We start from the raw sequence: 23,311 nt of genomic DNA, 5'->3' as shown, positions 1-23,311 counted from the left end.
AAAAAACTCCCAAGAAAATAGCTACAAGAAATGACGGTTTTTCAGGATTCGCCGAGCCGGGTACCCCTTTCCGCACGGGGCAAATGAGCTGATTCGGAGGGGTGGTCCGATGATCGTGATCGTTGATGAGCGGGAGCTCGTAACTGAAGGCTATAGCTCGCTTTTCGATCGCGAAGGCGTCGCCACCGCAGGCTTCGCGCCGGGCGAGTTCGGCGAGTGGGTGAGCTCCGCCGCCGATACCGATCTGAGATCGGTCAGGGCCTTCCTCATCGGTGACTGCCGCGACGGCGCCATCTCGCCGCGCCAGATCCGCGACCGCACCGGCGCGCCGGTGATCGCGCTCAGCGAGCAGCATTCACTGGAACACACGCTGCGACTTTTCGAGAGCGGCGTCGACGACGTCGTCCGCAAGCCCGTGCACATCCGCGAGATTCTCGCCCGCATCACCGCCATCCGCCGCCGCGCCCATGAAGAGGCCGCCTACACCGAAGTCGGCTCGATGCGCATCTTCATGGACGGCCGCGATCCGGAGATCGACGGCGAGCCGCTGCCGCTGCCGCGCCGCGAGCGGCGTATCCTGGAATATCTGGCCAGCAATCGCGGCCGGCGCGTGACCAAGACCCAGGTGTTCAACGCCATCTACGGCATCTTCGACGAAGAGGTCGAGGAGAACGTGGTGGAGAGCCACATCTCCAAGCTGCGCAAGAAACTGCGCGAGAAGCTCGGCCACGACCCGATCGATTCCAAGAGGTTCCTCGGCTACCGGCTGGTGTTTTGATGGCCGCCGCCGACGCAGGCCGCGCCAGCCTCGCGCAAGACACGAGGCATAGCTTTATGGCCTCCTACCCAGGCACTGCGGAGATGTATCGATGAGCCTCTACGGAATGATGCGGACCGGCGTTTCCGGTATGAACGCTCAAGCCAATCGCCTGTCCACGGTGGCCGACAATATCGCCAATTCGGATACCACCGGCTACAAGCGCTCGTCCGCCGAATTCTCGACGCTGATCATGCCGACGACCGGCGGCGCCTATAATTCGGGCGGCGTGACGACGACGATCCGCTCCGCCATCAGCTCGCAAGGCGTCATGCAATACACCACGTCGGTGTCCGACCTCGCCGTCAACGGCGACGGCTTCTTCGTCGTGCAGGATCCGAGCGGCACGCCCTACCTCACCCGCGCCGGCGCCTTCGTTCCGGACGCCGAGGGCAGGCTGGTCAACGCCGCCGGCTACCAGCTGATGGCCTACAGCTATGCCAATGGCGTGCCCGCGGCCACCGCCAACGGCTTTGAGGGCCTGGTGCCGGTGCAGATATCCGACCAGGAGATGACAGCGACGCCCAGCACCGAGGGCACCTTCTCCGGCAATCTGCCGTCGGGCGCCACTCCGGTCGCAGCCGGCAGCCTGCCCACCACCAACACCGCCGCGGCCCAATACACCTCGAAGTCCTCGCTGGTCGCCTATGACAATCTCGGCAACAAGGTGCTGCTCGACGTCTATTTCACCAACACCGGCGCCGGAACCTGGCAGGTGTCGGTCTTCGACCAGTCGAAGGCAACCCCTGGCACGTCCTTCCCCTACACCGGCGGCGCATTGGGTTCGGCCAACCTGACCTTCGACACCACCACCGGCAAGCTTACCGGCGCGACCACGGGCGTCTCCTTCACGGTGCCGAACGGCTCGACCCTCAACCTCGATCTCTCCAAGCTGACCCAGCTAGGCACCGGCTACACCGTTGCCGACGCCGATGTGAACGGCAACGCCCCTAGCACCATCGAGAAGATCCAGATCGGGCAGGACGGCGTGATCTACGCGCAGTACCAGGACGGCTCGACAAAACCGCTCTACAAGATTCCGCTGGCCGACGTTCAGAGCCCCGACAACCTCACGGCGATGCCGGGCAACGTCTATGTGCAGAGCGCCGATTCCGGCGCCGTTCGCATCGGCTTTGCCAACGAAGGAAAGCTTGGCGCGATCGTCTCGGGCGCGCTCGAGAATTCCAACGTCGACATCGCCGAGGAACTGACCAACATGATCGCGGCGCAGCGCAGCTACACCGCCAATTCCAAGGTCTTCCAGACCGGTTCCGACCTCATGGACGTCCTTGTCAACCTGAAGAGATAACCCCATCGGGCGCCAGCCCGTGAAAGACCCGCATGTCGCTTTCCACCGCACTAAGCATCGCCCAGTCGGCGCTCCTGGCCACATCCAAGCAAACCAGCGTCGTGTCGCGCAATGTGGCCGACGCTTCCAACCCGGACTATGCCCGCCGCGTCGCCGTCGTCACCAGCACGGCGCCCGGCGCAAGATCGGTGGAGATCCAGCGCGCCGCCAATGACCTTCTGTTCCGGCAGAACCTTTCCGCGCTGTCGGCATGGAGCGGCCAGAGCGCGCTTTACAGCGGCATGGATCAGCTCGACCTCTCGGTCAACGGGGTCGACAACGCATCGTCTCCGTCGACCGCGATCGCCAATCTGCAGCAGGCGCTGCAGCTCTACGCCACCACGCCGTCGAACCAGAATCTCGGCGCCAGCGTCATCGACGCGGCCAAGCAGGTGGTGAGCTCGCTGAACGACGGCACCAAGGCGATCCAGGATTTCCGCACCCAGACCGATGGCCAGATCGCCACCGCGGTCGACGACCTCAACTCGCTGCTCAGCCAGTTCCAGGACGCCAACAAGGCCGTCATCGCCGGCACGCGCTCCGGCACGGATGTGTCCGACGCGCTCGACCAGCGCGACGCGCTTCTGAAGAAGATCGCGGAATATGTCCCGGTGTCGACCTTCACGCGCGGCGACAACGACATGGTCATCACCACCAAGGACGGCACGACGCTGTTCGAGACGGTGCCGCGCTCGGTAACCTTCACGCCTTCGGCCGGCTACACCGCCGGCGCTCCTGGCAGCACCATCTATATCGACAACGTGCCGCTTTCGGCAGGCACAGGCGACAACGCCAGCGCCGACGGCAAGCTCGCCGGCATGCTGAAGCTGCGCGACGGCGTCGCCGCGACCATGCAGAGCCAGCTCGACGAGATCGCGCGCGGCCTGATCACGGCATTTGCCGAGACCGCGCCGTCTCAGCCCAACGCAGCGGGCCTTTTCACCTGGTCCGGCGCGCCGGCCATTCCGGCTGCTGGCACCCTGGTCAACGGCCTCGCCGGCTCGATCAGCGTCAACGCCGCCTTTGACCCGAGCGCCGGCGGCAGCCCGTCGCTCCTGCGCGACGGCGGCGCCAACGGCGCGGCCTATATTTCCAACACCGGCGGCGGGGCTTCCTACTCGGACCTGCTGATCGCCTATGGCAACAGGCTGGATCAGCCGATGGCCTTCGACACGTCCGCCGGCATCACGGTGAGCTCCGGCGTCTCGGACTACGCGGCCAATGCCATCGGCTGGTTCGAAGGCGTGCGTCAGCAGGCGTCGACCAACGCCGACGCCAAGGAGGCGCTGGCCGCGCGCACCGCCGAAGCGCTGTCGAACGACACCGGCGTCAATGTCGACCAGGAAATGTCCCTGCTTCTCGACCTCGAGCACACCTATCAGGCATCAGCGCGCATGATGAAGACCGTCGACGACATGCTGGACGCCCTATTGAGCGCGGTGGGATAAGCCATGAAAGCGACAGCCGTCTCCTCGGCCGCCATCTCCAACGCCCTGCGCTATCAGCAGATGCGCATGCAGGCCGAGCTCGTCAAGGCGACGACGGAATCCCAGACCGGAAAGGTCGCGGATGTCGGCCTGGCGCTTGGCGGGCGCACGACGCAGGCCGTCACCTTCCAGCGCGATCTCGACCGGCTGAACGGCATCATCGATTCCAATTCGCTGGTCGCGGCGCGCCTGACATCGACGCAGGATTCGCTCGGCCAGCTCTCGGATGTCGCGCAGAACCTTCTGACGGCGCTGACCAGCGCCGTGTCGGGCGACTCCTCGACCGGCATCACCCAGACCGCCGGCGCCAGCGCGCTGCAGCAGATGGCGGGTATCCTGAACACCAGCGTCAACGGCGAATATCTGTTTGCCGGCACCAACACCGACGTCAAGCCGATCGATGATTTCAGCGCTGCCGGCTCGCCCGCCAAGGCAGCGTTCGACGCCGCCTTCACCAGCTACTTCGGCTTCACCCAGAATGATCCGGCAGCCGCCAACATCACCGCCGCGCAGATGGACGGCTTCATCACCACCGCTGTCGAGCCGCAGTTCCTGGGCTCCGGCTGGCAGACCAACTGGTCGAGCGCCACCGACGAGCAGATCACCAGCCGCATTTCATTGGGCGAGACGACGCAGACATCGGTCAGCGCCAACGAGCAGGGCATCCGCAAGCTCGCCATGGCAGCCGCCATGGTCAGCACCCTTTTCACCGGCAACATCAGCGAGCAGGGGCAGAATACGATCGTCAGCCGCGCGCAGAAGCTGGTCGGCGAAGCCATCGGCGGCATCGTCCAGGTGCGATCCGAAGCCGGCCTCGCCCAGAAGCGGGTGTCCGATGCCAGCGACCGCATGAAGACCCAGGTCGATCTGTTCGAGAAGCACATCATCGACCTCGAGGGCGTCGACCCGACGGAGGCTGCCACCCGCGTGGCCGACCTGACGCAGCATATCGAAACGTCCTTCGCCTTGACCGCGCGCCTGCAGCAGCTCAGCCTGCTGAACTATCTCACCTGAACAGATAAACCGGAACGCCAGAGCTCCGACGATGTATCAATTCTCCTACGCCGACATCCAGACCGACTCCGTCGCCGACGCCAAGGACCGGGAGCGACAGTTGCTCACCCGCTCGATCGACATGCTGGCGGCAGCAGCCGCCGTCGGGCCGGAGTCGATGGAAGCGATCGAGGCGCTGCACTTCACCAACCGCATCTGGACCACCTTCGTCGAGGATCTCGGCTCCAGCGACAATGCGCTGCCCAAGGAGCTGCGCGCCAACCTGATCTCGATCGGCCTGTGGCTGCTGCGTGAGACGGAAGACATCCGGCAGGGCCGCACCAACAATTTCGAAGGATTGATCGAGGTCTCCCAGATCATCCGGGATGGCATTCAATGAGCAACACGCTGAAGATCTCGCTGAAGCCGAACGAGAAGATCTACATCAACGGCGCCGTCATCCGCGTCGACCGCAAGGTCTCGATCGAGCTGATGAACGACGTCCAGTTCCTGCTCGAAAGCCATGTCATCCAGGCCGACCAGGCCTCCACGCCGCTGAGACAACTCTACTTCATCGTGCAGATCATGCTGATGAACCCGTCGGGCGCCTCCGAGGCCCGCGACATGTTCCGCCGCTCGCTGCCGATGCTGATCGCCAGCTTCGACAATCCGGACATCTGCAACGCGTTGAAGCAGATCGACCGCATGGTCGGCGAGGATCACATCTACGAGGCGCTGAAGGCGATCCGCGCGCTGTATCCGCTCGAGCGCCAGGCACTCACCGGCAATGAAGACATTTCCGAAGCGCCGCGCGCGCTGGCTGTGGGAGCATAAAGATGGCCGTGGACATGACAACGACGATCCCGGTTGGCGCCAACCAGGCAAGCCAGCAGACCTCGAAAACCGCCGTCGACTACCAGTCGTTCCTGAAGCTTTTGATCGCCGAGATGAAGAACCAGGATCCGACCAAGCCGATGGATTCGACGCAGTATGTCGCGCAGCTCGCGACCTTCTCGCAGGTCGAGCAGTCGGTCCAGACCAACAGCAAGCTCGACCAGATCATGCAGTCCTCGGCGCTATCGCAGGCGGACGCGCTGATCGGCCGCTCGATCACCTCCGCCGACGGCAAGACCACGGGGACCGTGGCTTCGGTGAAGCTCGCCAGCAGCGGCCTGATAGCGGTGCTTCAGGACGGCACTGAAGTCCCCGTCGGCGCGGGCGTCTCGATCAAGCCGGCCGCCTAGCCGGTTTCGTAAGGGGTCTGCCCATGAACGAGGCCGACGCCCTCGATATCGTCCAGTACGCGGTGTGGACGGTGCTTACAGCCTCCGCGCCGGTCGTGCTTGTGGCCATGGCGGTCGGCATCGGCATCGCGCTCATCCAGGCGCTGACCCAGATCCAGGAAATCACGCTCACCTTCGTGCCCAAGATCGTCGCCATCATGCTGGTGGTGGCGCTGACCGGACCGTTCATCGGCAGCCAGATCTCGGCCTTCACCAACGTCATCTTCGAACGCATCGAGCACGGCTTCTGACGAGCGGCTGCCGCAAGTCTTGAGGCCCTTGGGCACAAGCCGGAACATCGCTTGCGGCCGGCCCTGTTGCGGCTAGATTGTTGGCCGCGCCGGCACCTGCCGGCATCTTGGATTTCGGAAAGCAATGGATCAGGCAGAAGCGGCCGGCGGGCCATGTGCGGGATAGCCGGCGTCTGGCGAAAGCGCGATCCGATCGGCGCCGGCGATCTTTCCGACATCGCCCGCATGATGCAGGCGCTGGCGCATCGCGGCCCGGACGATCACGACAGCTGGAACAGCGCCAGGCTGGCGCTCGGTCACCGCCGGCTCGCCATCATCGACCCGTCGCCCGCCGCGCGAGAACCGATGCTGACAACCGATGGCCAGGGCGTCCTTTGCTACAATGGCGAGGTCTACAACTACCGCTCGCTGCGCAAGTCGCTGGAAGCCGAAGGCCTTGAGTTCCGCACGGTCTCCGACACCGAGGTGGTGCTCCAGGCCCTGCATCATTGGGGCGCGGAAAAGGCTGTGCCGCTGTTCGACGGCATGTTCGCCTTCGCTTATTTCGATCAACGCAACGGCACATTGTGGCTTGCCCGCGACAGGCTTGGCATCAAGCCGATGTCGGTGGCCGACACAGGCGAGCGGCTGCTGTTCGCCTCCGAGGACAAGGCGATCCTCACCTGCCAGGATTTTGCGCGCCGGGTCGACGCGCGCGAGATCACCTTGCGGCTTGCCTGGCAGAGCCGCGATTCCAGCTACAGCATCTTCGAAGGCGTCGAGCGCCTGCCTCCCGCCGGCCTCTGGAAGATCAGCGATGGCGGCATCGAGAAGCGGCGTTTCTGGCATGTGCTCGACGTCCTGGAGACATCGCGCATCGTCAACGACAGGACGTCCGACGCCGGGCACTTGGCCGCCCTCCAGGCGCTGCTCGAAGAAAGCGTCGAGCTGCACTGCATCGCCGATGCCAGCCTGGCCACCGCTTGCAGCGGCGGTGTCGATTCCGGTCTGATCACCGCGCTCGCCAGGCGCTACAGGCCGGAGATGCATGGCTATGTGGTCGATCCAAAGCTCGGCCGCAGCGAGGCGGAAAGCGCCGAGCGAACCGGCCGCCATGTCGGCGTCGACCTGCGCCGCGTGCCTGTCGACCGGAACCGGTTCTTCGAGCTCTGGCCCCGCGCGGTCTGGCATCTCGAGAGCGATGGCTGGCATGCCAGTATTGCCGGCCTGCTGGCGCTCGCGGATCAATGCCGTGCCGACGGCGTCAAGGTGCTGCTCACCGGCGAGGGTTCCGACGAGCTGTTCGGTGGCTACAAATGGCAGGCGTCGACCATGAGGTTGTGGCGCCCGTCATGGCTTCGGCACCTGTTCCGCTCCAAGGCGGCGCGCGAACGGAAATTAGCCCAGCTTCGCCGGGCGCCGTTCCGCAATTCGATCGGCCGCGGCTCGCCCTGGGACCGCAACATCGTGCTAAGGGCCTTGTCGCCCGAACTGAACTTCCTGCAGACCAAGCTGTTCGACCGGCTCGACGGCGTCAGCCCGGACAGCGACCGCGCCTTCCTGGCAAGCTGCTTCTACGATCTCTATTCGCATCTGCAGGACCTGCTGCACCGGCATGATCGCCTCAGCATGGCAGCTTCGGTCGAGCTGCGAGTACCCTTCCTTGAGAACCGGCTGATCGATTTCGCCATGCATCTGCCGAGGCAGCACAAATACCGTCATCGGACGAGCAAATGGCTGCTCAAGCAAGTCGCCGAACGCCATCTGCCGCGCGAAAACATTTCTGCGGCAAAGAACGGCTTCGAGATGTCCGGCGCCTTTTCGGCAGGCGCGCAGGGGCTGTTGCGCGGCGGCTTCCTGCGCGACGCCATGAAATGGTCTGCGTCCGAACTGGACGACCTCATCGATTTGGCGAAAAGCCAGGAGCCATCCAGGCTGCGACTTGTCGGCATGGAAATGTTGCTGAGACTGTATGTCGGCAACGAGACGATGGGCAATTTGACCGAGGCATTGCATGCCGAGTTCAGGGCCGCGAAATGATCAAAAATTTGGTCCAGACCGGCAAGATGCTTGGCTTAAACCTTCGCCGACGCATTTTCGCCTTTGCCTTCCTGTTGTTGGGCCGCGATCCTTGACGAGTCGCCAGCATAGCCGGAGCGCGACGAACGGCTGGGTAAGTGGAAGTAGCAGGTAAAGGCGAGACAGCGACCATGATCGACGACGAGCCGGAAAGCGAACGCGTCTCGGCGCTGGCGCCGTTCCGGCACGGCATCTTCCGCGCCGTCTGGTCGGCGAGCCTGGTGTCGAATTTCGGCGGCCTGATCCAGGGCGTGGGCGCCGCCTGGATGATGACCACGATCGCCACCTCTTCCTACCAGGTGGCGCTGGTCCAGGCCTCGACCACCTTGCCGATCATGCTGTTCGCGCTCATTGCCGGCGCTATCGCCGACAGCTTCAACCGCCGCAAGGTCATGCTGGTGGCGCAGACCTTCATGCTGGTCGTCTCGGCGCTGCTCACCATGTTCACCTGGTTCGGCTGGATGACGCCGTGGACGCTGCTTGCCTTCACCTTCCTGATCGACAGCGGCACGGCGCTGAACAGCCCGTCATGGCAGGCCTCGGTCGGCGACATGGTGCCGCGCGCCAAGGTGCCGGCGGCGATCGCGCTCAACTCGATGGGCTTCAACATCACCCGCAGCGTCGGCCCGGCGATCGGCGGCGTCATCGTCGCCGCCGCTGGTGCGGCCGCGGCCTTCGCCGCCAACGCCATCAGCTATATCGGACTGATCGTCGTTTTGTTCCGCTGGCAGCCCGAAATGCCCGCACAGACGTTGCCGCGCGAGGCGCTGGGTGCTGCGATGGGCGCCGGCCTTCGCTATGTCGCCATGTCGCCCAACATCGCCAAGGTGCTGGTCCGGGGTTTTGCCTTCGGCTTCAGCGCCGGCGCGGTGCTGGCGCTGTTGCCGCTGGTGGCGCGCGACGTCGTCAGGGGCGACGCACTGACCTACGGCATCATGCTCGGCGCCTTCGGCATCGGCGCGGTCGGCGGCGCGCTGATCAGCGTGCGGCTGAGGCAATTGCTCTCCAGCGAGACGATGGTGCGCGCCGCCTTCGCCGGCTTCGCGCTCTGTGCCTTCAATGCCGCCGTCAGCCACAATGCCTGGCAGACATCGGCCGGTCTGCTCATCGGCGGCGCCTGCTGGGTGATCGCGCTCTCGCATTTCAACGTCACGGTGCAGATGTCGACGCCGCGCTGGGTGGTCGGCCGCGTGCTGTCGATCTACCAGACGGCGACCTTCGGCGGCATCGCTCTGGGCAGCTGGATCTGGGGCGTCGTCGCCGACGCCCATGGCGCGGAGACGGCGTTGATGGCGGCCGCAGTCGCCATGCTGGCGGGCGGCGCCATCGGCTTGTTCCTGTCGTTGCCGCAGCAGACGACGCTCAACCTCGATCCGCTCAACCGGTTCAAGGAGCCGATGCTGGGACTCGACTTGAAGCCGCGCAGCGGCCCGATCGCCATCATGATCGAATACATCATCCGCGAGGAGGATGTGCCGGAATTCCTCGCCACCATGGCCGAGCGCGGCCGCATTCGCCGCCGTGACGGCGCCCGCAACTGGACGCTCGCGCGCGATCTCGAAAATCCCGGCATCTGGATCGAGCACTACCACACGCCGACCTGGGTCGAGTACATCCGCCACAACCGGCGCGCCACCCATGCCGATGCCGTGGTCGGCGAGCGCATCCGCGCTCTCCACAGCGGCGAGAACCCGCCGCGCGTGCGCCGCCTGATCGAGCGCCCGACGACCGCCGGCACGACGCTTGTCTCACCCAGGGGGCCGATCGATCACTGATGCATGTCGCCCAAAAGTGTAGGCGGGTTTGGGAGAACGACATGCACCAAGAACAAAGAAACGAAGATCAGCCGGCGCTCTGGATCATGTAGAGCTTGCGCGTCGTCTCATGGATCTGCCATTCGCCTTTCCATCCTTGCGGCAGGACGAGAAGGTCGCCCGGGCCGAGCTCGCGCATCTCGCCGTCGGCGCGGCTGACTTCCGCGCGGCCGGAGATGATGTGGCAGATTTCCGAAGAGCCTGAGCGGTCGGCGGTGAAGCGGCCGGGCGTACATTCCCAGATGCCGATGTCGACGGTTCCGTCGGGCGACTGGAAGAACGAACGCGCGGCCTCGACCTGATTGCCTTCGATGGATGTCGGCTTGGGCGAGAAAGTCCCGATATCGGCCTTGGCGAGGTCGTGGAAAGTCGAAAGATCGATCAAGCTGGTGGTCTCCATGATCAGAGCAATTCCCGGAAAAGTGTGGAGCGGTTTTCCGTCCGGAATTGCGTGAAAACAAATAGTTAGAGCGGTTCGGCGAACGCCGGACCGCTCTAATGGCCAGTGATGCTGTCGGCGAGAGCCGCAAGCTTCGAGGTGTGCTGAAGCCCTGCCGCCTCGCGCTGGTCGGCGATGCGGTAGAGTTGGTACATCGAGTGGACGCCAAGCCAGCGGAAGGGCTCGGGCTCCCAGGGCCGCACCTTGCGATTGACCCAGGGCAGGCGCGTAAGCTCCGTCTCGTTGCCGAGGATCAGATCGGCAAGCGTGCGACCCGAAAGGTTGGAACTCGAGACGCCGAGCCCGACATAGCCGCCGGCCCAGCCGATGCGCGTCCTGGAGTCGAGGCCGACCGTCGTGCACCAGTCGCGCGGCACGCCGAGCACGCCGCACCAGGCATGGTCGATGCGGCATCCGGCCGTCTGCGGCAACAGCGTCGTAAGGATCGTGTGCAGCTGGTCGATCGTCGCCTGCTGCGTCCGCCCGTTGACGTCGGTGCGCGAGCCGTAACGATAAGGCACGCCGCGCCCGCCCATGGTGATGCGCCCCTCGCGCGTGCGCTGGGCATAGCAATAGGCATGCGCCGCATTGCCGAGCAATTCATGCCCTTCCCAGCCGATCTCGCGCCAGAGCTCGGGCGACAGCGGCTCGGTGACGATCTGCGCGCTGTTGAGCGCCAGCCATGTCCGCGCTTCGCCCGGAATGCCGGCGGTGAACCCTTCCGTCGCGCGGATGATGGTTTCGGCCCGCACCGTGCCGCGGTCGGTGGTCACGCTGCCCTTGGCGATGGAAGTCACGGTGGTCTTTTCGTAGATCGGCACGCCGAGCCGCTCGACCGCTTCCGACAGCCCGCGCACCAGCTTGGCCGGCTGCACCCGCGCCTGGCCGTGAATGACGAAGCCGCCCATGACATTTTTGATGTTGATGCGGGCGCGCGTCGCGGCGGCGTCGAGCAGTTCGATGCGTTCGGGATCGGCGTCCCAGGAGCGGATGGTCTCGCATTCCTCGCGCACGCGCTCCAGCTGCGCCGGATTGGTGGCGACCGTCAGATTGTCGGCGCGGCGGATGTCGGCATCGATGCTTTCTTCGGTCGCGACCCGGATCACCTCGTCGACGCAGCCGGCCATCGCCTTCTGCATGGCGGTCACGCCCTGCCGGGTCGAGGTCTTGAGATATTTTTCGCGCGACCAGCCGAAGCCGCCCGACAGCCAGCCGCCATTGCGCCCCGAGGCGCCGAAGCCGGCGAATTCGCGTTCGAGAAGCACAATCCGAAGCGAGGGTTTTGCCTTCTTCAGATAATAGGCGGTCCAGAGCCCGGTATAGCCGGCGCCGACGATCGCGACGTCGGCCTCGATATCGCCGGGCAAAGGCGGACGCGGCGCGGGAACCGCGCCCAGATCCGCATACCAGAAGGAGATATCGCCGTTGCGCTTGACTTGCATGGGATGATTTCCAGGAGGGGCAGGATTGATGTTCAGGTGAGCGTCGTGTCGGCGGTGCTGTCGTCGGCCAGAAGCTTGGCGTCGGCGCCGTCGAAGCAGAGCTCCACCTTTTCTCCGAGGCCGAAACTCTCGCCGGTCAGCGGCGAGCGCACGATCGCCACCGAGCCATCGGCGAGCTTCACTTCGTATTTCGAGCCTGAGCCCAGATAGATCGCCTCAGCGATCGTTCCCGACAACCGGTTGGCGCCGGCAGCCGTCGCTTGCCCGGGCCGGCGGATAGCGAGTTTTTCCGGCCGCAGCAGCATAACGGGACTGGCATCGCCCGCGATGCGGCGCGGTGCGGTGACCGTCTCGCCGGCGATGCTCAGCGCGGTGCCGGTGCCGTCGCTCCTCACCTCGCCGCGCAGCACGGTGGAGTCGCCGATGAAGCGGCCGACGAACAGCGTCGCCGGCTCGTCATAGAGCTGTCGTCCGGTGCCGACCTGCTCGATGCGTCCGCGGTTGAACACGGCAATGCGGTCGGACAATACCAGCGCCTCTTCCTGGTCGTGCGTGACGTAGACGAAGGTGGTGCCGAGCTCGCGATGGATGCGCTTGATCTCGAGCTGCAGCCATTCGCGCAGCTTCTTGTCGAGCGCGCCGAGCGGCTCATCCATCAGAAGCAGCGGCGGATCGAAGACGATGGCGCGGGCGAGCGCCACGCGCTGCTGCTGGCCGCCGGACAATTCGCTCGGATAGCGATGCGCGAAGTCGCCCATCTTGACCATGTCGAGCGCCTTGGCGACGCGCGCCTTCCGCTTCGCCTGATCGACACCGCGCAGCGTCAGCGGGTAGGCGACGTTGCGGCCGACCGTCATGTGCGGGAACAGCGCGTAGTGCTGGAAGACGACGCCGATGTTGCGTTTGTGCGCCGGCACGCCGACGACGCTCTTTCCCTTGACCGAGAGCTTGCCGCTGGTCACGTCCGTGAAGCCGGCGATCACATTGAGTGTCGTCGTCTTGCCCGAGCCGCTTGGTCCAAGCAGCGTCATGAACTCGCCGGGCTCGATCCCGAGCGACACGCCGTCCAGCGCCTTGAACGCGCCATAGGCCTTGGTGACGGATTCGAGGTCGATCGCCGCGCCGCGATTGTCCGGTCTTGGGTTCATAAGCGTCCCTTCCGCTCGCGGCCAAGAAGAAGCATGCCGCCGCCGATCAGAATCGTGGTGGCGCACAAAAGGATCGTGCCGACAGCGGCGACCGTCGGATCGGCGTCGCGGGTGATCGAGGAAAAGATCTGCACCGGAAGCGTCTTGAGATAAGGATTGGTGATGAAGAGCGAGACGATGATCTCGTCGAAGGACGTCGCGAAGGCGAAGAGCAGGCCCGACAGGATGCCGGGCAGGATCAGCGGCAGCGTGACGGTCCGAAAGGTGGTGAGCGCGCCGGCGCCGAGGCTCGCCGCCGCCGTCTCCAGACGCTTGTCGAACACTTCGAGATTGGCCGAGACCGCGATCAGCACGAAGGGCAGCGCCAGGATGGTGTGGGCGAGCACGAAGCCCGGCAGCGTGCCGACGAGCTGGGCGTCGAGATAGACGGCGTAGATGCCGATCGCCAGCACCACGCCCGGCACCACCATCGGCGTCAGCATCAGCATCCGCAAAAGGTTCGCCGGACGCGCCTTCATGCGGTCGAGGCCGAAGGCGGCGAGCGTGCCGAGCACCGTCGCCAGCACCGCCACGATCGAGGCGACCTTCAGCGAGTTGAGGAAGCTGGTCGACCATTCCGGATTGGTGACGAAGTTCTGGTACCACTGCCAGGAGAAGCCCTGCGGCGGGAAGGCGAGCGACTTGTTGCCGTTGAAGGACATCGGCACGACGACGAGCGTCGGCGCCACCAGCCAGATCGCCACCAGCAGGCAGACGAGGCCGAGGATAACGCGGGGGAGCGGCTTCATCTCCATCAGCGCCGCCCCGCTTCCCGGTGCCGCGACCGCATCACCGGCGCTGCGAGCGCCAAGAGCAGGAAGGTCGTGACCAGCAGCACCACGCCCATGGCGCCGCCGCGTCCCCATTGCAGGAGGCTGAGCACCTGGGTCTGCACCAGTGTCGAGAGCATAGTCGAACGCGGTCCGCCGAGCAGCGCCGGCGTGATGTAGAAGCCCAGCGCCAGGATGAAGACGATGATCGCGCCGGCATAGACGCCCGGCAGCGACAGCGGCAGATAGACCGTGAAGAAAGCGCGGGACGGTCGCGCGCCGAGGCTTCGCGCCGCCTGCACCAGCCTGAGGTCGATCCCCTTCATCACCGAATAGAGCGGCAGGATCATGAAGGGCAAAAGCACCTGCGCCATGCCGATCACCACCCCCGTCTGGGTGCGGATCAGCCGGATGCCGGAAAGGCCGGCTGACCTGAGCAGCGAATTGATGACGCCGGAATCCTGCAGCAGGATCACCCAGGACAGGGTGCGCACCACGCCGCTCACCCAGAACGGGATGAGGACGCAGAGCACCAGGACGAGCCGGACGCGCGGCCCGACCGCGGTCATCAGATAGGCGTAAGGATAAGCGCACACGATGCAGACCAGCGTCACCCATGCCGAGATGGAGAAGGTGCGCTGGAGCACCGCGAGGTTGACGGGCGCGCCGAAGAACCAGCTATAGTTCTGCACGCCCCATTCCGGCTCCGACAGGCTGCGCAGCACGATGGTGATCAGCGGATAGCCGATCACCGCTGCCAACAGGACGAGCGCCGGCAGCGTGAGCGCGAACGGCCGCCATGCCCGCCCTGCCCGTTTCTCGGCAGCAGGCGCCGTCGGCTCGTGCGCGCTCACGGGCTTTGCCTCCGTCAGCCGGTCAGTTGCCGGCCATCAGCGCGGACCACTTCTCCTGCGCCAGCGGGAAGTTCTCGACCCAGAACTTGATGTTCTGCTTGTAGCCCTGCTTCTGGCGCTCCGGCGTGTTGGTCAGGAAAGCCGCGACGGACTCGTCGACCTTGGGCTGCGCGTCGTTGTTGATCGGCGTGTAGGAGGTTTCCTGCGCCAGGATCTCCTGCGACTGCTTGCCGAGATAGGCATTGAGCAGCGCATAGGCGGCATCGGTATCCTTGACGCCGACGGGGATCGTCATCTGATCCATCACCACCAGCCAGTCCTGCCAGGCGGGCGCATACTTGGCGCCGTTCTTGACCGCCGTCATAGCGCGGCCAGTCCACATCATCAGCATGTCGGCTTCGCCGGACTCGGCGAGCTGCTGCGATTCAGCGCCGGTCTTCCAGTAGATCGTGTCGGGGCCGAGCTTGCGGATCACGTCGATGGCCTTGTCGATATCGCCGGCCGTCATCGCCTTCGGATCGCCGCCCGCCGCCTTGAGGGCCTGCTCGAGGAGGCCGCCGGTCGGATCGCCCGAGCCGTCGAGGCCGCGCACGCCCGGGAACTTTTCCGTATCGAAGAAGTCGGCCCAGCTCTTGGGCGGGTTATCCTTGTACTTCTCCTTGTTGTACATCAGCACGACGCCGTAGTTCATTGCCGGCACCGAGCATTCGCCGACCTGGCCCTCGGGGATCTTCGAGACGTCGAGCTTCGAAAGATCGAGCTTCTGGAACAGCTTGCCGCAATGGACGTAAGGCGGCAGATCGCCGGTATCGACCACGTCCCAGGTGACGTTGCCGGATTCGACCTGCGCCTGCAGCTTGGCGATCTCGGTCGGGCCGTCATTGAGCAGCTTGACGCCGGACTTGTCGACGAACTCCTTCAGCGCCGCCGCCTGACCATCCTGATAGATGCCGCCATAAGAGACGAAGGTCAGGGTCTTGCCCTTCAGCGAGCCCTCCTTCACCTCGCCCGCGACAGGCTTGTCCTGCGCGAAGGCGGCGGTGGCCAGAACGCCGAGCGCCAGCACGGCGCCAAGACCTGCAAGTTTCGACTTCAACATAACTGTAACTCTCCCATTGAGGCCCGCGTTTAATCGGACTACCTGGCCGCGAGCGGTTTCCAGGCCTTGTATTGATCGAGCTCGGCGCGCGCCGAGGTCGGCGGCGCGATGATCCACATCACCTCGGCCCGGCCACTGCCGATGTTCTCGCTGCGATGTGGTGTCGATGTCGCGTATTCGATGCTGTCGCCCTCTTCGAGGACATGGCGTGCGTCGCCGAGGGAGACCTCGACGATGCCGCGAAGGACGACGAGCATCTCGTGCGCGTCGCCATGCGTGTAGAGCGCGGAGCCGGTCGAGCCGCCGATATCGAACTCGCCGACATAGACTTCCATGTCGCTTAACGGCGGACGCGAGAGCAGCATCTTGCGGCAGCCGTCGCTGGGAGGAAGGCTTGGCCGCTCGCTGCGCCGAAGGACGCCGTGGTGATTTTGGGCCGCGCTTTCCTCGAACAGCATCGCGACGCTGACGCCGAGCGCCGAGGCTATCTGGTTGAGCGAAGCGGTGCTGGCGCCGGTCAGGCCGCGTTCGAGCTGGCTGATGAAGCTGGCGCTCGTGCCGGTCGCCTCCGCGAGATCGCGCAATGACAGCCTGCGAGCGAGGCGAAGGCTCTTGAGCCGCGCGCCCAACACTTGCTGGGCATGGGCCGCAGCCGAGCTGGCACTGTTTGCCGCTGGAACCTGACTGCTATCGGAAGCCTTGGGCATCCCGTTTTCCTCCACTTAACACTTTGTACAGTGTCACTGTACAAACAGCAACCCGCGCGTGGCGCCAGGCCGCACCAGTGTTTGGGCCAGGCTTGCAAGCTGGATGGGTATGTCTGCAGGACAAAGGCGCGGCGGCGGATCGACAAGGTAGCGCGGGAAGTCTCGCTACCCCTCGCCGGAGAGATCCCGCCGCGCCTTGTCGAGCTCCTCGGCATAGCGCCGCATCAGATGGCTTTCCGTGAGCAGGCCGCGGACGATGCGATCATCGAAATCCTCGACGACGGCCAGCTCTTCAGCGCCGGCGCGCTGGAAGGTCTCGGCGGCGGACTGGACATTCATCGACGGCACCAGCACCGCATCCTTGAACTGGGCGAGCGCCCGTACCGGCGTCTCCTCGTCTGAGAGATCGCTGTGCAGCTCGGCAACGAGCAGCACGCCGACATAATGCTGCCCCTGCTCGACGGCGATGACGCGTTGCCCCGAGCCGAGAGGGACCTCCTTGCGGAATTCGGCCAGCGTCGTCGCGGCATCGATGGTGCGGACATCCTTGCGCATCATCGAGCCGACGGTGAGGCTGCGCATCCAACCGACATCGTGGGCGCTGCGGATCGTCTCGCCGCGCAGGTGGAAGCGCCAGGTCGAGAAGGAGTAGCCGAAGGTCTCGCGCACCAGGATCGCCGACATGATCGAAGCCGCCAGCACCACGCCCGTCAGCGTCAGATCGCGGGTGGATTCCAGCGCCAGGAAAGTCATGGTCAGCGGACCGCCGACGACGCCGACGGCCAGCGAGGTCATGCCGACTACGGCGGCGACCGCCGGATCGATGCCCGTCGTCGGCGCGGCCATCGCCATGACGCCGGCAAAGACCTTGCCGAGAAGCGCTCCCAGAAACAGCGAGGCAAAGAACAGGCCGCCGCGGAAGCCGGACCCGAGCGAGATCGCCGAGGCCGCCAGCTTCATCACGAAGACGCTCGCCACCACGGCGAGCCCGTAATTCATCGCGAACTCGCGATGCAGCGCGCCATGGCCGCTCGACAGAACCTGCGGCGTGACCAGCCCGAGCAGCCCGACGAGGATGCCGCCGATGCACGGCCTGACCGAAGCATCGATCGACAGTCGCGCGAAACCGCGCTCGATCAGACTGACCAGGTTCATGATGGCGATCGAGGCGGCGCCGCCAAGCAGCCCCAGCAGCAGGAACGGCACATACTGGCTGGCGGTCAGCGTCGGCAGGCCGGAAAGCTCCAGCGGAAACGGCACGCCGCCGAACATCTCCGCCGTCAGCGAGGCGGAAATCGCCGCCGTCATGACCGGCGCGACATTGGCCACCGAGTAGATGCCGATGACCAGCTCGAAACCGTAGAAGGCGCCGGTCAGCGGCGCATCGAAGGCGGCTGCAATGGCGCCTGCGGCTCCGCAGCCGACAAGGATGCGGACGTCGTTGCGGCGCAGCCGGAAGGCGCGCGCCAGCCGCGAGGCGATGCCGGAGCCGATCTGCGTATAGCCGGCTTCCAAACCGACCGAAGCGCCGAAGCCGCTGGAAATCATGGTCTGGCCGACGATGATGAAAGTATCGGTCAGCGACATCCGCCCGCCATAAAGCGCGTTGGCCTCGATCGGGTCGACAGGCGTGCGGAATTTTCGCTTGCGCAGCCAGATCACCGAAAGGCCGAGCACAAGGCCGCCGATCGCCGGAAACATCGCCTGCACCGGATTTGCCAGCGAAAACATCGCCGAAAGCCGCCCGCCCGGCTGCACGTCGAAGAGCAGCCAGTGCATGCCTTGCACCAGCTCGCTCATGCCGGTGACCAGCGCGCCCGCAATCATCCCGACGAGGCCCGCCATCAGCACGATGACGATGCCCCGCGCCTCGAGCACGGGGATCGAACTGATCAGCACGGCGCGAAGCCGGCGGGCGTAAACTTGCGGGTCGTTTCTGGCAGGCAACGGAGCGGCTCGCCGGGTATGCGGAGGATGGAAGGCTGCCGTGCCTGTACGCCCGGCGGCATTGCGAGGCAACCGCAATGCCGACTGGTTGTGGCGCCATTTTGGCGCTGCGTCGATTAGCGACGGTCAGGTCGCTTATCAGCCAGCGCGAAGGCCGGAAAAGCTCATCCATCGAAGATGGTCAGCGGTCCGCAATCGTCTTCCGTGACGAAGATCGCCAGCGACTTCGATCATGGCAGCAAATTCCTCTGTCTGTTTCACACCGTCAGGCGGAAGTCGGCGCGCCAGCCGAGCTCGCTGACGGCTTTGTCGGTCGTGACATGACCGTTAGGCTCCGCGACGTTGAAGGCGCCCTGTGATCCTCGCTCGACGGCGAGCAGCGCCGCGTAGGCCGCGGCATCGACATGCAGCGCCGGATCGGCGGCGGTCTCCGTACCGGTGCCCGGTCCATAGAGGCGCCCATAGCGCAGCACGATGCCTGTCATGGGCGAGGCTTCGAGAACTTGCCGTTCGAGCGCGATCACGCCGCCGACGCTGATGCGTCGGCCGCCTTCGGCTCCGCTGTCGAGCGGATCGGTTTCGGCGTGCGGCTCGGGCCCGGGCGCGAAAACCCAGGCGATGCTTTGCGCGATCAGGCGGCGAGCGCCAGCCGACTTCGCGGCCTCGACCAGGTTGCGGGTTCCTTCGTCGCGAATGCGCGCGTTCCTGGTGGCCGCCTCGGCCATCTTGCTGGGATCGAGGCCTGCCGGCAGATCGGTGAGCTGATGAATGACGATCTCGGGCTTCGCCGCCGCGACCGCCGCCCGCAAGCCGCTGGCATCGAATACATCGATCACCACCGGATCGGCGCCGAGCGCGACGAGCACCTCGGTCTTTGCGGCCTGGCGAGTCGTCGCCGTCACGTGGTGACCCGCCTCCAGCAGTTGCGGGATCAAGCGGCGGCCGATCGCGCCGGACCCACCGGCAAGAAAGATTCGATAGCCCATCGTCTTCTGCTCCACATCGGGATAATATCAGAGTACGAACAACATATAAGAGCTCTGACATCATGCGCAAGCAGAAAGCGTCCCCTGCAATTCCCGCGCCCGGCGAAGGCAAGCGCGGCGAGCAAGGCTATCTCGGCTATCTGCTGCGGCAGGCTGCGGGCGCCTACAGGCTGCGGGTCGAACGCGCGCTGGACGAATTCGGCGTGACGCAGGCGCAGTTCGCGACGCTGACCATGCTGTCGGCCGATCCCGGCATCTCCAATGCCGACCTCGCCAGGCTTGCGATGCTCACGCCGCAGACGGTGAGCGTGATCGTCGGCAATCTGGAAAAGGCCGGTTCGCTGATCCGCAAGCCGCACGCGGTGCACGGGCGCATCCAGCATCTCGACCTCAGCGACAGCGGGCGCGCCTTGCTGAGGAAATGCCGCGAGCGGGTGCAGAAGCTTGAGCGTGAGCTGACGGCCGGACTGTCCGCCGACGGGGAGCGCGCCGTTCGCCGCTGGCTGGTCGGGGTGGCAACGGCGGACATGGCGCGTTAGGTCGCAGCACCCTCGCCCGCTTCGTAGAGTGTGAGGTTGCGATCCCCGATGCCGAGCTCTGCCCAGCTCGCGCGCCATTCGGCGATATGCGCCGACTTGAAGTGTGCATCGAGCGACGCGCGATCCTGCCAAACCTCCGAGACATGGATCAGCCCGGCGTCCAACACATCCTGGGCATAGGAATATTCGAGGCAGCCGGGTTCGGCGCGGCTCGCCGAAATCATCCGTTCCATGGCCGGCCTGGAGTCGGCCAGCCTCTCAGGCGGCACGCGAATAGTGCCGATGATCAGGAGCATGCTCTTGTCCTCGCGATATTCCGGCAACCTTTGCTGCCTCCGACGTCGCGCCGTCATCCGGACTCGGCAGTAGCCCCTCTCCCACCCTCGCGCAAGCTTGGCCGGCTACGGTCGGGCGCCTGCCTTTGCGCTGGGCAAATGCGGATTCGAGGACGACATGGCGATCAGCGAAACAATCCCGTCCGGCGTGGTGGCCAAGAACGGCCGCGACGTCTTCTTCGCGCTCGGCATCGTCGTCATCCTGGCGGTGCTGTTCCTGCCGATCCCGGCCTTCCTCATCGATATCGGCCTCGCCTTCTCGATCGCGCTTTCGGTGCTGATCCTGATGGTGGCGCTGTGGATCCAGCGGCCGTTGGATTTCTCGTCCTTCCCGACCGTGCTGCTCATCGCCACCATGCTGCGGCTCTCGCTCAACATCGCCACCACGCGCATGATCCTGTCGCACGGCAACGAGGGCACGCACGCGGCCGGCTACGTCATTTCGGGTTTCTCCAAGCTGGTGATGTCGAGCGACTTCGTCATCGGCCTGATCGTCTTCATGATCCTGATCGTGGTGAACTTCATCGTCATCACCAAGGGCGCCACCCGCATCGCCGAGGTCGGCGCGCGCTTCACCCTCGACGCCATCCCCGGCAAGCAGATGTCGATCGACGCCGACCTGTCCGCCGGCATGATCGACGAGAAGACGGCGCAGCTCCGCCGCCGTGAGCTGGAGGAGGAATCCTCCTTCTTCGGCTCGATGGACGGCGCCTCGAAATTCGTGCGCGGCGATGCGATCGCCGGCCTCATCATCACCGCCATCAACATCGTCGGCGGCATCGCCATCGGCTATCTGCGCCATGGCATGGGCCTCGGCCAGGCGGCCGACGTCTTCATCAAGCTGTCGGTCGGCGACGGCCTCGTCACCCAGATCCCGGCGCTCATCGTCTCGCTCGCCGCCGGCATGCTGGTCTCCAAGGGCGGCACCCGCGGCTCGGCCAACCAGGCGGTATTCGGCCAGCTCGGCGCGCACCCGCGCGCGCTCTACGTCGCTGGCTCGCTGCTCGTGATCCTCGGCCTGATGCCCGGCCTGCCGCTCTTTCCCTTCTTCGCGCTCGCCGGCGCCATGGCCGGCCTCGGTTACGTCATTCCGCTGCGCCAAAATCGCGAGTTGGCTGCCGCGGAGGCGTTGAAGAACCAAGAGAAGGCGAACAAGGCCGAAGAGGAGAAGAATTCGGTCAAGGCATCTTTGGCCACCGCCGAGATCGAGCTCCTGATCGGCAAGCAGCTTTCGACCCGGCTGCTGGTCGCGCATCAGGAACTGGTGTTCCGCATGTCGAAGATGCGCAAGAAATTCGCCCAGCAATACGGCTTCGTGGTGCCGGAGGTGCGCGTCGCCGACGACTTCGCCATTCCGCCCAAGAGCTACCAGATCAAGGTCCACGGCACCGTCGTTGCCGAATACCAGATGCGCGTCGGCGAGGTCATGGTGCTGCTCGGCACGCGCGGCGTGCCCGACATCCCCGGCGAGGAGATCCGCGAGCCGGCCTTCGGCATGCGCGCCTATTCGGTGCTGGAGACCTTCGCCGAGGATCTGAAGCGCGAGAACTACACCTTCGCCGACAACATGTCGGTGCTGCTCACCCACCTCTCCGAGGTCATCCGCAACAACCTGCCGCAGCTCCTGTCCTACAAGGACATGAAGGCGCTGCTCGAGCGGCTGGACCCCGAATACCGCAAGCTCGCCGACGAGATCTGCACCTCGCACATCTCCTATCCGGGCCTGCAGGCGGTGTTGAAGCTTCTGCTCGCCGAGCGCGTCTCGATCCGCAACCTGCATTTGATCATCGAGGCCATCGCCGAGATCGCTCCGCATGTGCGCCGCACCGAGCAGATCGTCGAGCATGTCCGCATCCGCATGGCCCAGCAGATCTGCGGCGATCTTTCCGAGGGCGGCATGCTCAAGGTGCTGCGCCTCGGCAACCGCTGGGACCTCGCCTTCCACCAGAGCCTGAAGCGCGACGCCAAGGGCGAGGTGCGCGAGTTCGACATCGATCCGCGCCAGCTCGAGGAATTCGGCCAGGACGCGACCAAGGCGATCCGCAAGCACCTCGAAGCCGGCGAGCGCTTCGTGCTCGTCACCGCGCCCGATGCGCGCCCCTATGTGCGCATGATCATCGAGCGGCTGTTCACGACGCTCCCCGTTCTTTCCCATGTCGAGATCGCCAAGGGTGTCGAGATCAAGGTGCTTGGAACGATCTCGTGAACGCGCTCTCGCAAGGCGTCGTCATCGCCGCCTTCCTCGCCTTCTGCCGCATCGGCGCCTGCTTCATGCTGATGCCCGGCCTGTCGAGCACCCGCGTGCCGATGCAGGTCAGGCTGTTCGTGTCGGTCGCCGCCACCGGCGGCCTGCTCGCCTTCCTGTGGGACCGCATCTACCCATATGTCGACCCGCGCCCGCAGGTCCTTGCGCCGATGATCGTCTCCGAGCTTCTGGTCGGCGGGCTGATCGGCGCCATGACCCGGCTCTACATGGAAGCACTGCGCTTCATGGGTTCGGCCATCGCCATGCTGATCGGCTATGGCGGCACCGGTGGGCCGGCGATCGAGGAACCGGAGCCGCAGGCGGCGCTCGCCGCCATCATCTCGTTCTCGGCGCTGCTTCTGCTTTTCGTCTTCGATTTCGACCACGAGATCGTGCGCGCGCTGGTCGCCTCCTACACGGTCGCCCCGGTCAACGTCTTCTTCAACCCGCAGGCCGCCCTCGTCGACGTCACCGACACGGTGTCGGACGCCTTCTTCCTGGTCATTCGCCTGGGCAGCCCCTTCGTCGCCTATGCCATCCTGGTCAATTTGACGATCGGCTTCGTCAACAAGCTGACGCCGCAGATCCCGGTCTATTTCATTTCGCTGCCCTTCGTCATCGCCGGCGGGATGATCATCTTCTACTTCGCCGTCGGCACCTTGCTGTCGCTGTTCGTCGACGGCTTTGTCGACTTGACGCTGGCGAGATAG

General features: G+C 65.2%; 23 protein-coding genes. 13 read left to right on the top strand and 10 right to left on the bottom strand.

Features of this window, described 5'->3' with window-relative positions:
• Positions 1–109: 109 nt before the first annotated feature.
• From AC4FWB_RS11110 to AC4FWB_RS11065, 10 genes are all read left to right on the top strand, one after another.
• Entirely contained in the window at positions 110–778 is a 669-nt protein-coding gene (locus AC4FWB_RS11110; RefSeq protein WP_126092181.1) for a response regulator transcription factor, read from the top strand.
• A gap of 91 nt (positions 779–869) precedes the next feature.
• The gene (locus AC4FWB_RS11105) at positions 870–2,126 is read left to right on the top strand and encodes a flagellar hook protein FlgE (protein WP_491026042.1); all 1,257 of its coding nucleotides are present in this window, start codon (positions 870–872) and stop codon (positions 2,124–2,126) included.
• 32 nt (positions 2,127–2,158) lie between these two features.
• Positions 2,159–3,613 (top strand): flagellar hook-associated protein FlgK, encoded by a 1,455-nt coding sequence (flgK, locus tag AC4FWB_RS11100; RefSeq protein WP_491026041.1) that lies wholly within the window; start codon positions 2,159–2,161, stop codon positions 3,611–3,613.
• Between the two features lie 3 nt (positions 3,614–3,616).
• Positions 3,617–4,666, top strand: coding sequence for a flagellar hook-associated family protein (locus AC4FWB_RS11095; protein WP_491026040.1), 1,050 nt, complete (start codon positions 3,617–3,619; stop codon positions 4,664–4,666).
• 31 nt (positions 4,667–4,697) lie between these two features.
• Positions 4,698–5,045, top strand: coding sequence for a flagellar biosynthesis regulator FlaF (flaF, locus tag AC4FWB_RS11090; protein WP_491026039.1), 348 nt, complete (start codon positions 4,698–4,700; stop codon positions 5,043–5,045).
• Positions 5,042–5,479 carry a flagellar biosynthesis repressor FlbT gene (gene flbT, locus AC4FWB_RS11085; protein WP_491026038.1) on the top strand — a complete coding sequence of 146 codons (438 nt, stop codon included), beginning with the start codon at positions 5,042–5,044 and terminating at the stop codon, positions 5,477–5,479. The genes flaF and flbT overlap by 4 nt, the downstream gene beginning before the upstream one ends.
• 2 nt (positions 5,480–5,481) lie before the next feature.
• A complete protein-coding gene (gene flgD, locus AC4FWB_RS11080; protein ID WP_126098093.1) occupies positions 5,482–5,889 on the top strand; it encodes a flagellar hook assembly protein FlgD in 408 nt (135 codons plus the stop codon).
• A gap of 23 nt (positions 5,890–5,912) precedes the next feature.
• Positions 5,913–6,179, top strand: a complete 267-nt coding sequence (gene fliQ, locus AC4FWB_RS11075) for a flagellar biosynthesis protein FliQ (RefSeq protein WP_027165133.1) — start codon at positions 5,913–5,915, stop codon at positions 6,177–6,179.
• A gap of 153 nt (positions 6,180–6,332) precedes the next feature.
• Entirely contained in the window at positions 6,333–8,198 is a 1,866-nt protein-coding gene (gene asnB, locus AC4FWB_RS11070) for an asparagine synthase (glutamine-hydrolyzing) (RefSeq protein WP_491026037.1), read from the top strand.
• A gap of 170 nt (positions 8,199–8,368) precedes the next feature.
• A complete protein-coding gene (locus AC4FWB_RS11065) occupies positions 8,369–10,012 on the top strand; it encodes an MFS transporter (protein WP_491026036.1) in 1,644 nt (547 codons plus the stop codon).
• 67 nt (positions 10,013–10,079) lie between these two features.
• Here the strand turns inward: AC4FWB_RS11065 and AC4FWB_RS11060 are convergent, their stop codons facing one another.
• The 9 genes from AC4FWB_RS11060 to AC4FWB_RS11020 all read right to left on the bottom strand — a co-directional run bounded on the left by AC4FWB_RS11060 (position 10,080) and on the right by AC4FWB_RS11020 (position 19,482).
• Positions 10,080–10,436, bottom strand: a complete 357-nt coding sequence (locus tag AC4FWB_RS11060; protein WP_491026035.1) for a cupin domain-containing protein — start codon at positions 10,434–10,436, stop codon at positions 10,080–10,082.
• Between the two features lie 110 nt (positions 10,437–10,546).
• The gene (locus tag AC4FWB_RS11055) at positions 10,547–11,932 is read right to left on the bottom strand and encodes an NAD(P)/FAD-dependent oxidoreductase (RefSeq protein WP_491026034.1); all 1,386 of its coding nucleotides are present in this window, start codon (positions 11,930–11,932) and stop codon (positions 10,547–10,549) included.
• Positions 11,933–11,964: 32 nt separating this feature from the next.
• Positions 11,965–13,080 carry an ABC transporter ATP-binding protein gene (locus AC4FWB_RS11050; protein WP_491026033.1) on the bottom strand — a complete coding sequence of 372 codons (1,116 nt, stop codon included), beginning with the start codon at positions 13,078–13,080 and terminating at the stop codon, positions 11,965–11,967.
• On the bottom strand, positions 13,077–13,874 hold the full coding sequence (locus AC4FWB_RS11045; protein ID WP_491026032.1) for an ABC transporter permease: 798 nt from the start codon (positions 13,872–13,874) through the stop codon (positions 13,077–13,079). Before AC4FWB_RS11045 ends, AC4FWB_RS11050 begins: the two co-directional genes overlap by 4 nt.
• Positions 13,874–14,743: an ABC transporter permease gene (locus tag AC4FWB_RS11040; protein WP_491026031.1), complete on the bottom strand. Its 870-nt coding sequence runs from the start codon at positions 14,741–14,743 to the stop codon at positions 13,874–13,876. The genes AC4FWB_RS11045 and AC4FWB_RS11040 overlap by 1 nt, the downstream gene beginning before the upstream one ends.
• 22 nt (positions 14,744–14,765) lie before the next feature.
• Positions 14,766–15,842 (bottom strand): extracellular solute-binding protein, encoded by a 1,077-nt coding sequence (locus AC4FWB_RS11035; protein WP_491026030.1) that lies wholly within the window; start codon positions 15,840–15,842, stop codon positions 14,766–14,768.
• Positions 15,843–15,880: 38 nt separating this feature from the next.
• Positions 15,881–16,549 carry a helix-turn-helix domain-containing protein gene (locus tag AC4FWB_RS11030; protein WP_491026029.1) on the bottom strand — a complete coding sequence of 223 codons (669 nt, stop codon included), beginning with the start codon at positions 16,547–16,549 and terminating at the stop codon, positions 15,881–15,883.
• A 165-nt stretch (positions 16,550–16,714) separates the two neighbouring features.
• A complete protein-coding gene (locus tag AC4FWB_RS11025) occupies positions 16,715–18,496 on the bottom strand; it encodes a chloride channel protein (RefSeq protein WP_491026028.1) in 1,782 nt (593 codons plus the stop codon).
• A 257-nt stretch (positions 18,497–18,753) separates the two neighbouring features.
• Positions 18,754–19,482 (bottom strand): NAD-dependent epimerase/dehydratase family protein, encoded by a 729-nt coding sequence (locus tag AC4FWB_RS11020; RefSeq protein ID WP_491026027.1) that lies wholly within the window; start codon positions 19,480–19,482, stop codon positions 18,754–18,756.
• 62 nt (positions 19,483–19,544) lie between these two features.
• Here AC4FWB_RS11020 and AC4FWB_RS11015 point away from each other — a divergent pair, with 62 nt between their 5' ends.
• Entirely contained in the window at positions 19,545–20,021 is a 477-nt protein-coding gene (locus AC4FWB_RS11015) for a MarR family winged helix-turn-helix transcriptional regulator (protein WP_491026026.1), read from the top strand.
• Here AC4FWB_RS11015 and AC4FWB_RS11010 read toward each other — a convergent pair.
• A complete protein-coding gene (locus AC4FWB_RS11010; protein ID WP_491026025.1) occupies positions 20,018–20,317 on the bottom strand; it encodes a putative quinol monooxygenase in 300 nt (99 codons plus the stop codon). The two genes, AC4FWB_RS11015 and AC4FWB_RS11010, sit on opposite strands and share 4 nt — an antisense overlap.
• Before the next feature lie 157 nt (positions 20,318–20,474).
• On the opposite strand from AC4FWB_RS11010, the gene flhA reads away from it, so the two are divergent.
• Together flhA and fliR are read left to right on the top strand one after the other, a co-directional pair.
• Positions 20,475–22,562, top strand: a complete 2,088-nt coding sequence (gene flhA, locus AC4FWB_RS11005; RefSeq protein WP_126098078.1) for a flagellar biosynthesis protein FlhA — start codon at positions 20,475–20,477, stop codon at positions 22,560–22,562.
• Positions 22,559–23,311, top strand: coding sequence for a flagellar biosynthetic protein FliR (gene fliR, locus AC4FWB_RS11000; protein ID WP_491026024.1), 753 nt, complete (start codon positions 22,559–22,561; stop codon positions 23,309–23,311). Before flhA ends, fliR begins: the two co-directional genes overlap by 4 nt.

The sequence above is a fragment of the Mesorhizobium sp. LEGMi-168a genome, assembly GCF_058312955.1.
Note: the sequence above shows the minus strand (reverse complement) of the source record. Positions and strands in the feature narration are given on the sequence as shown.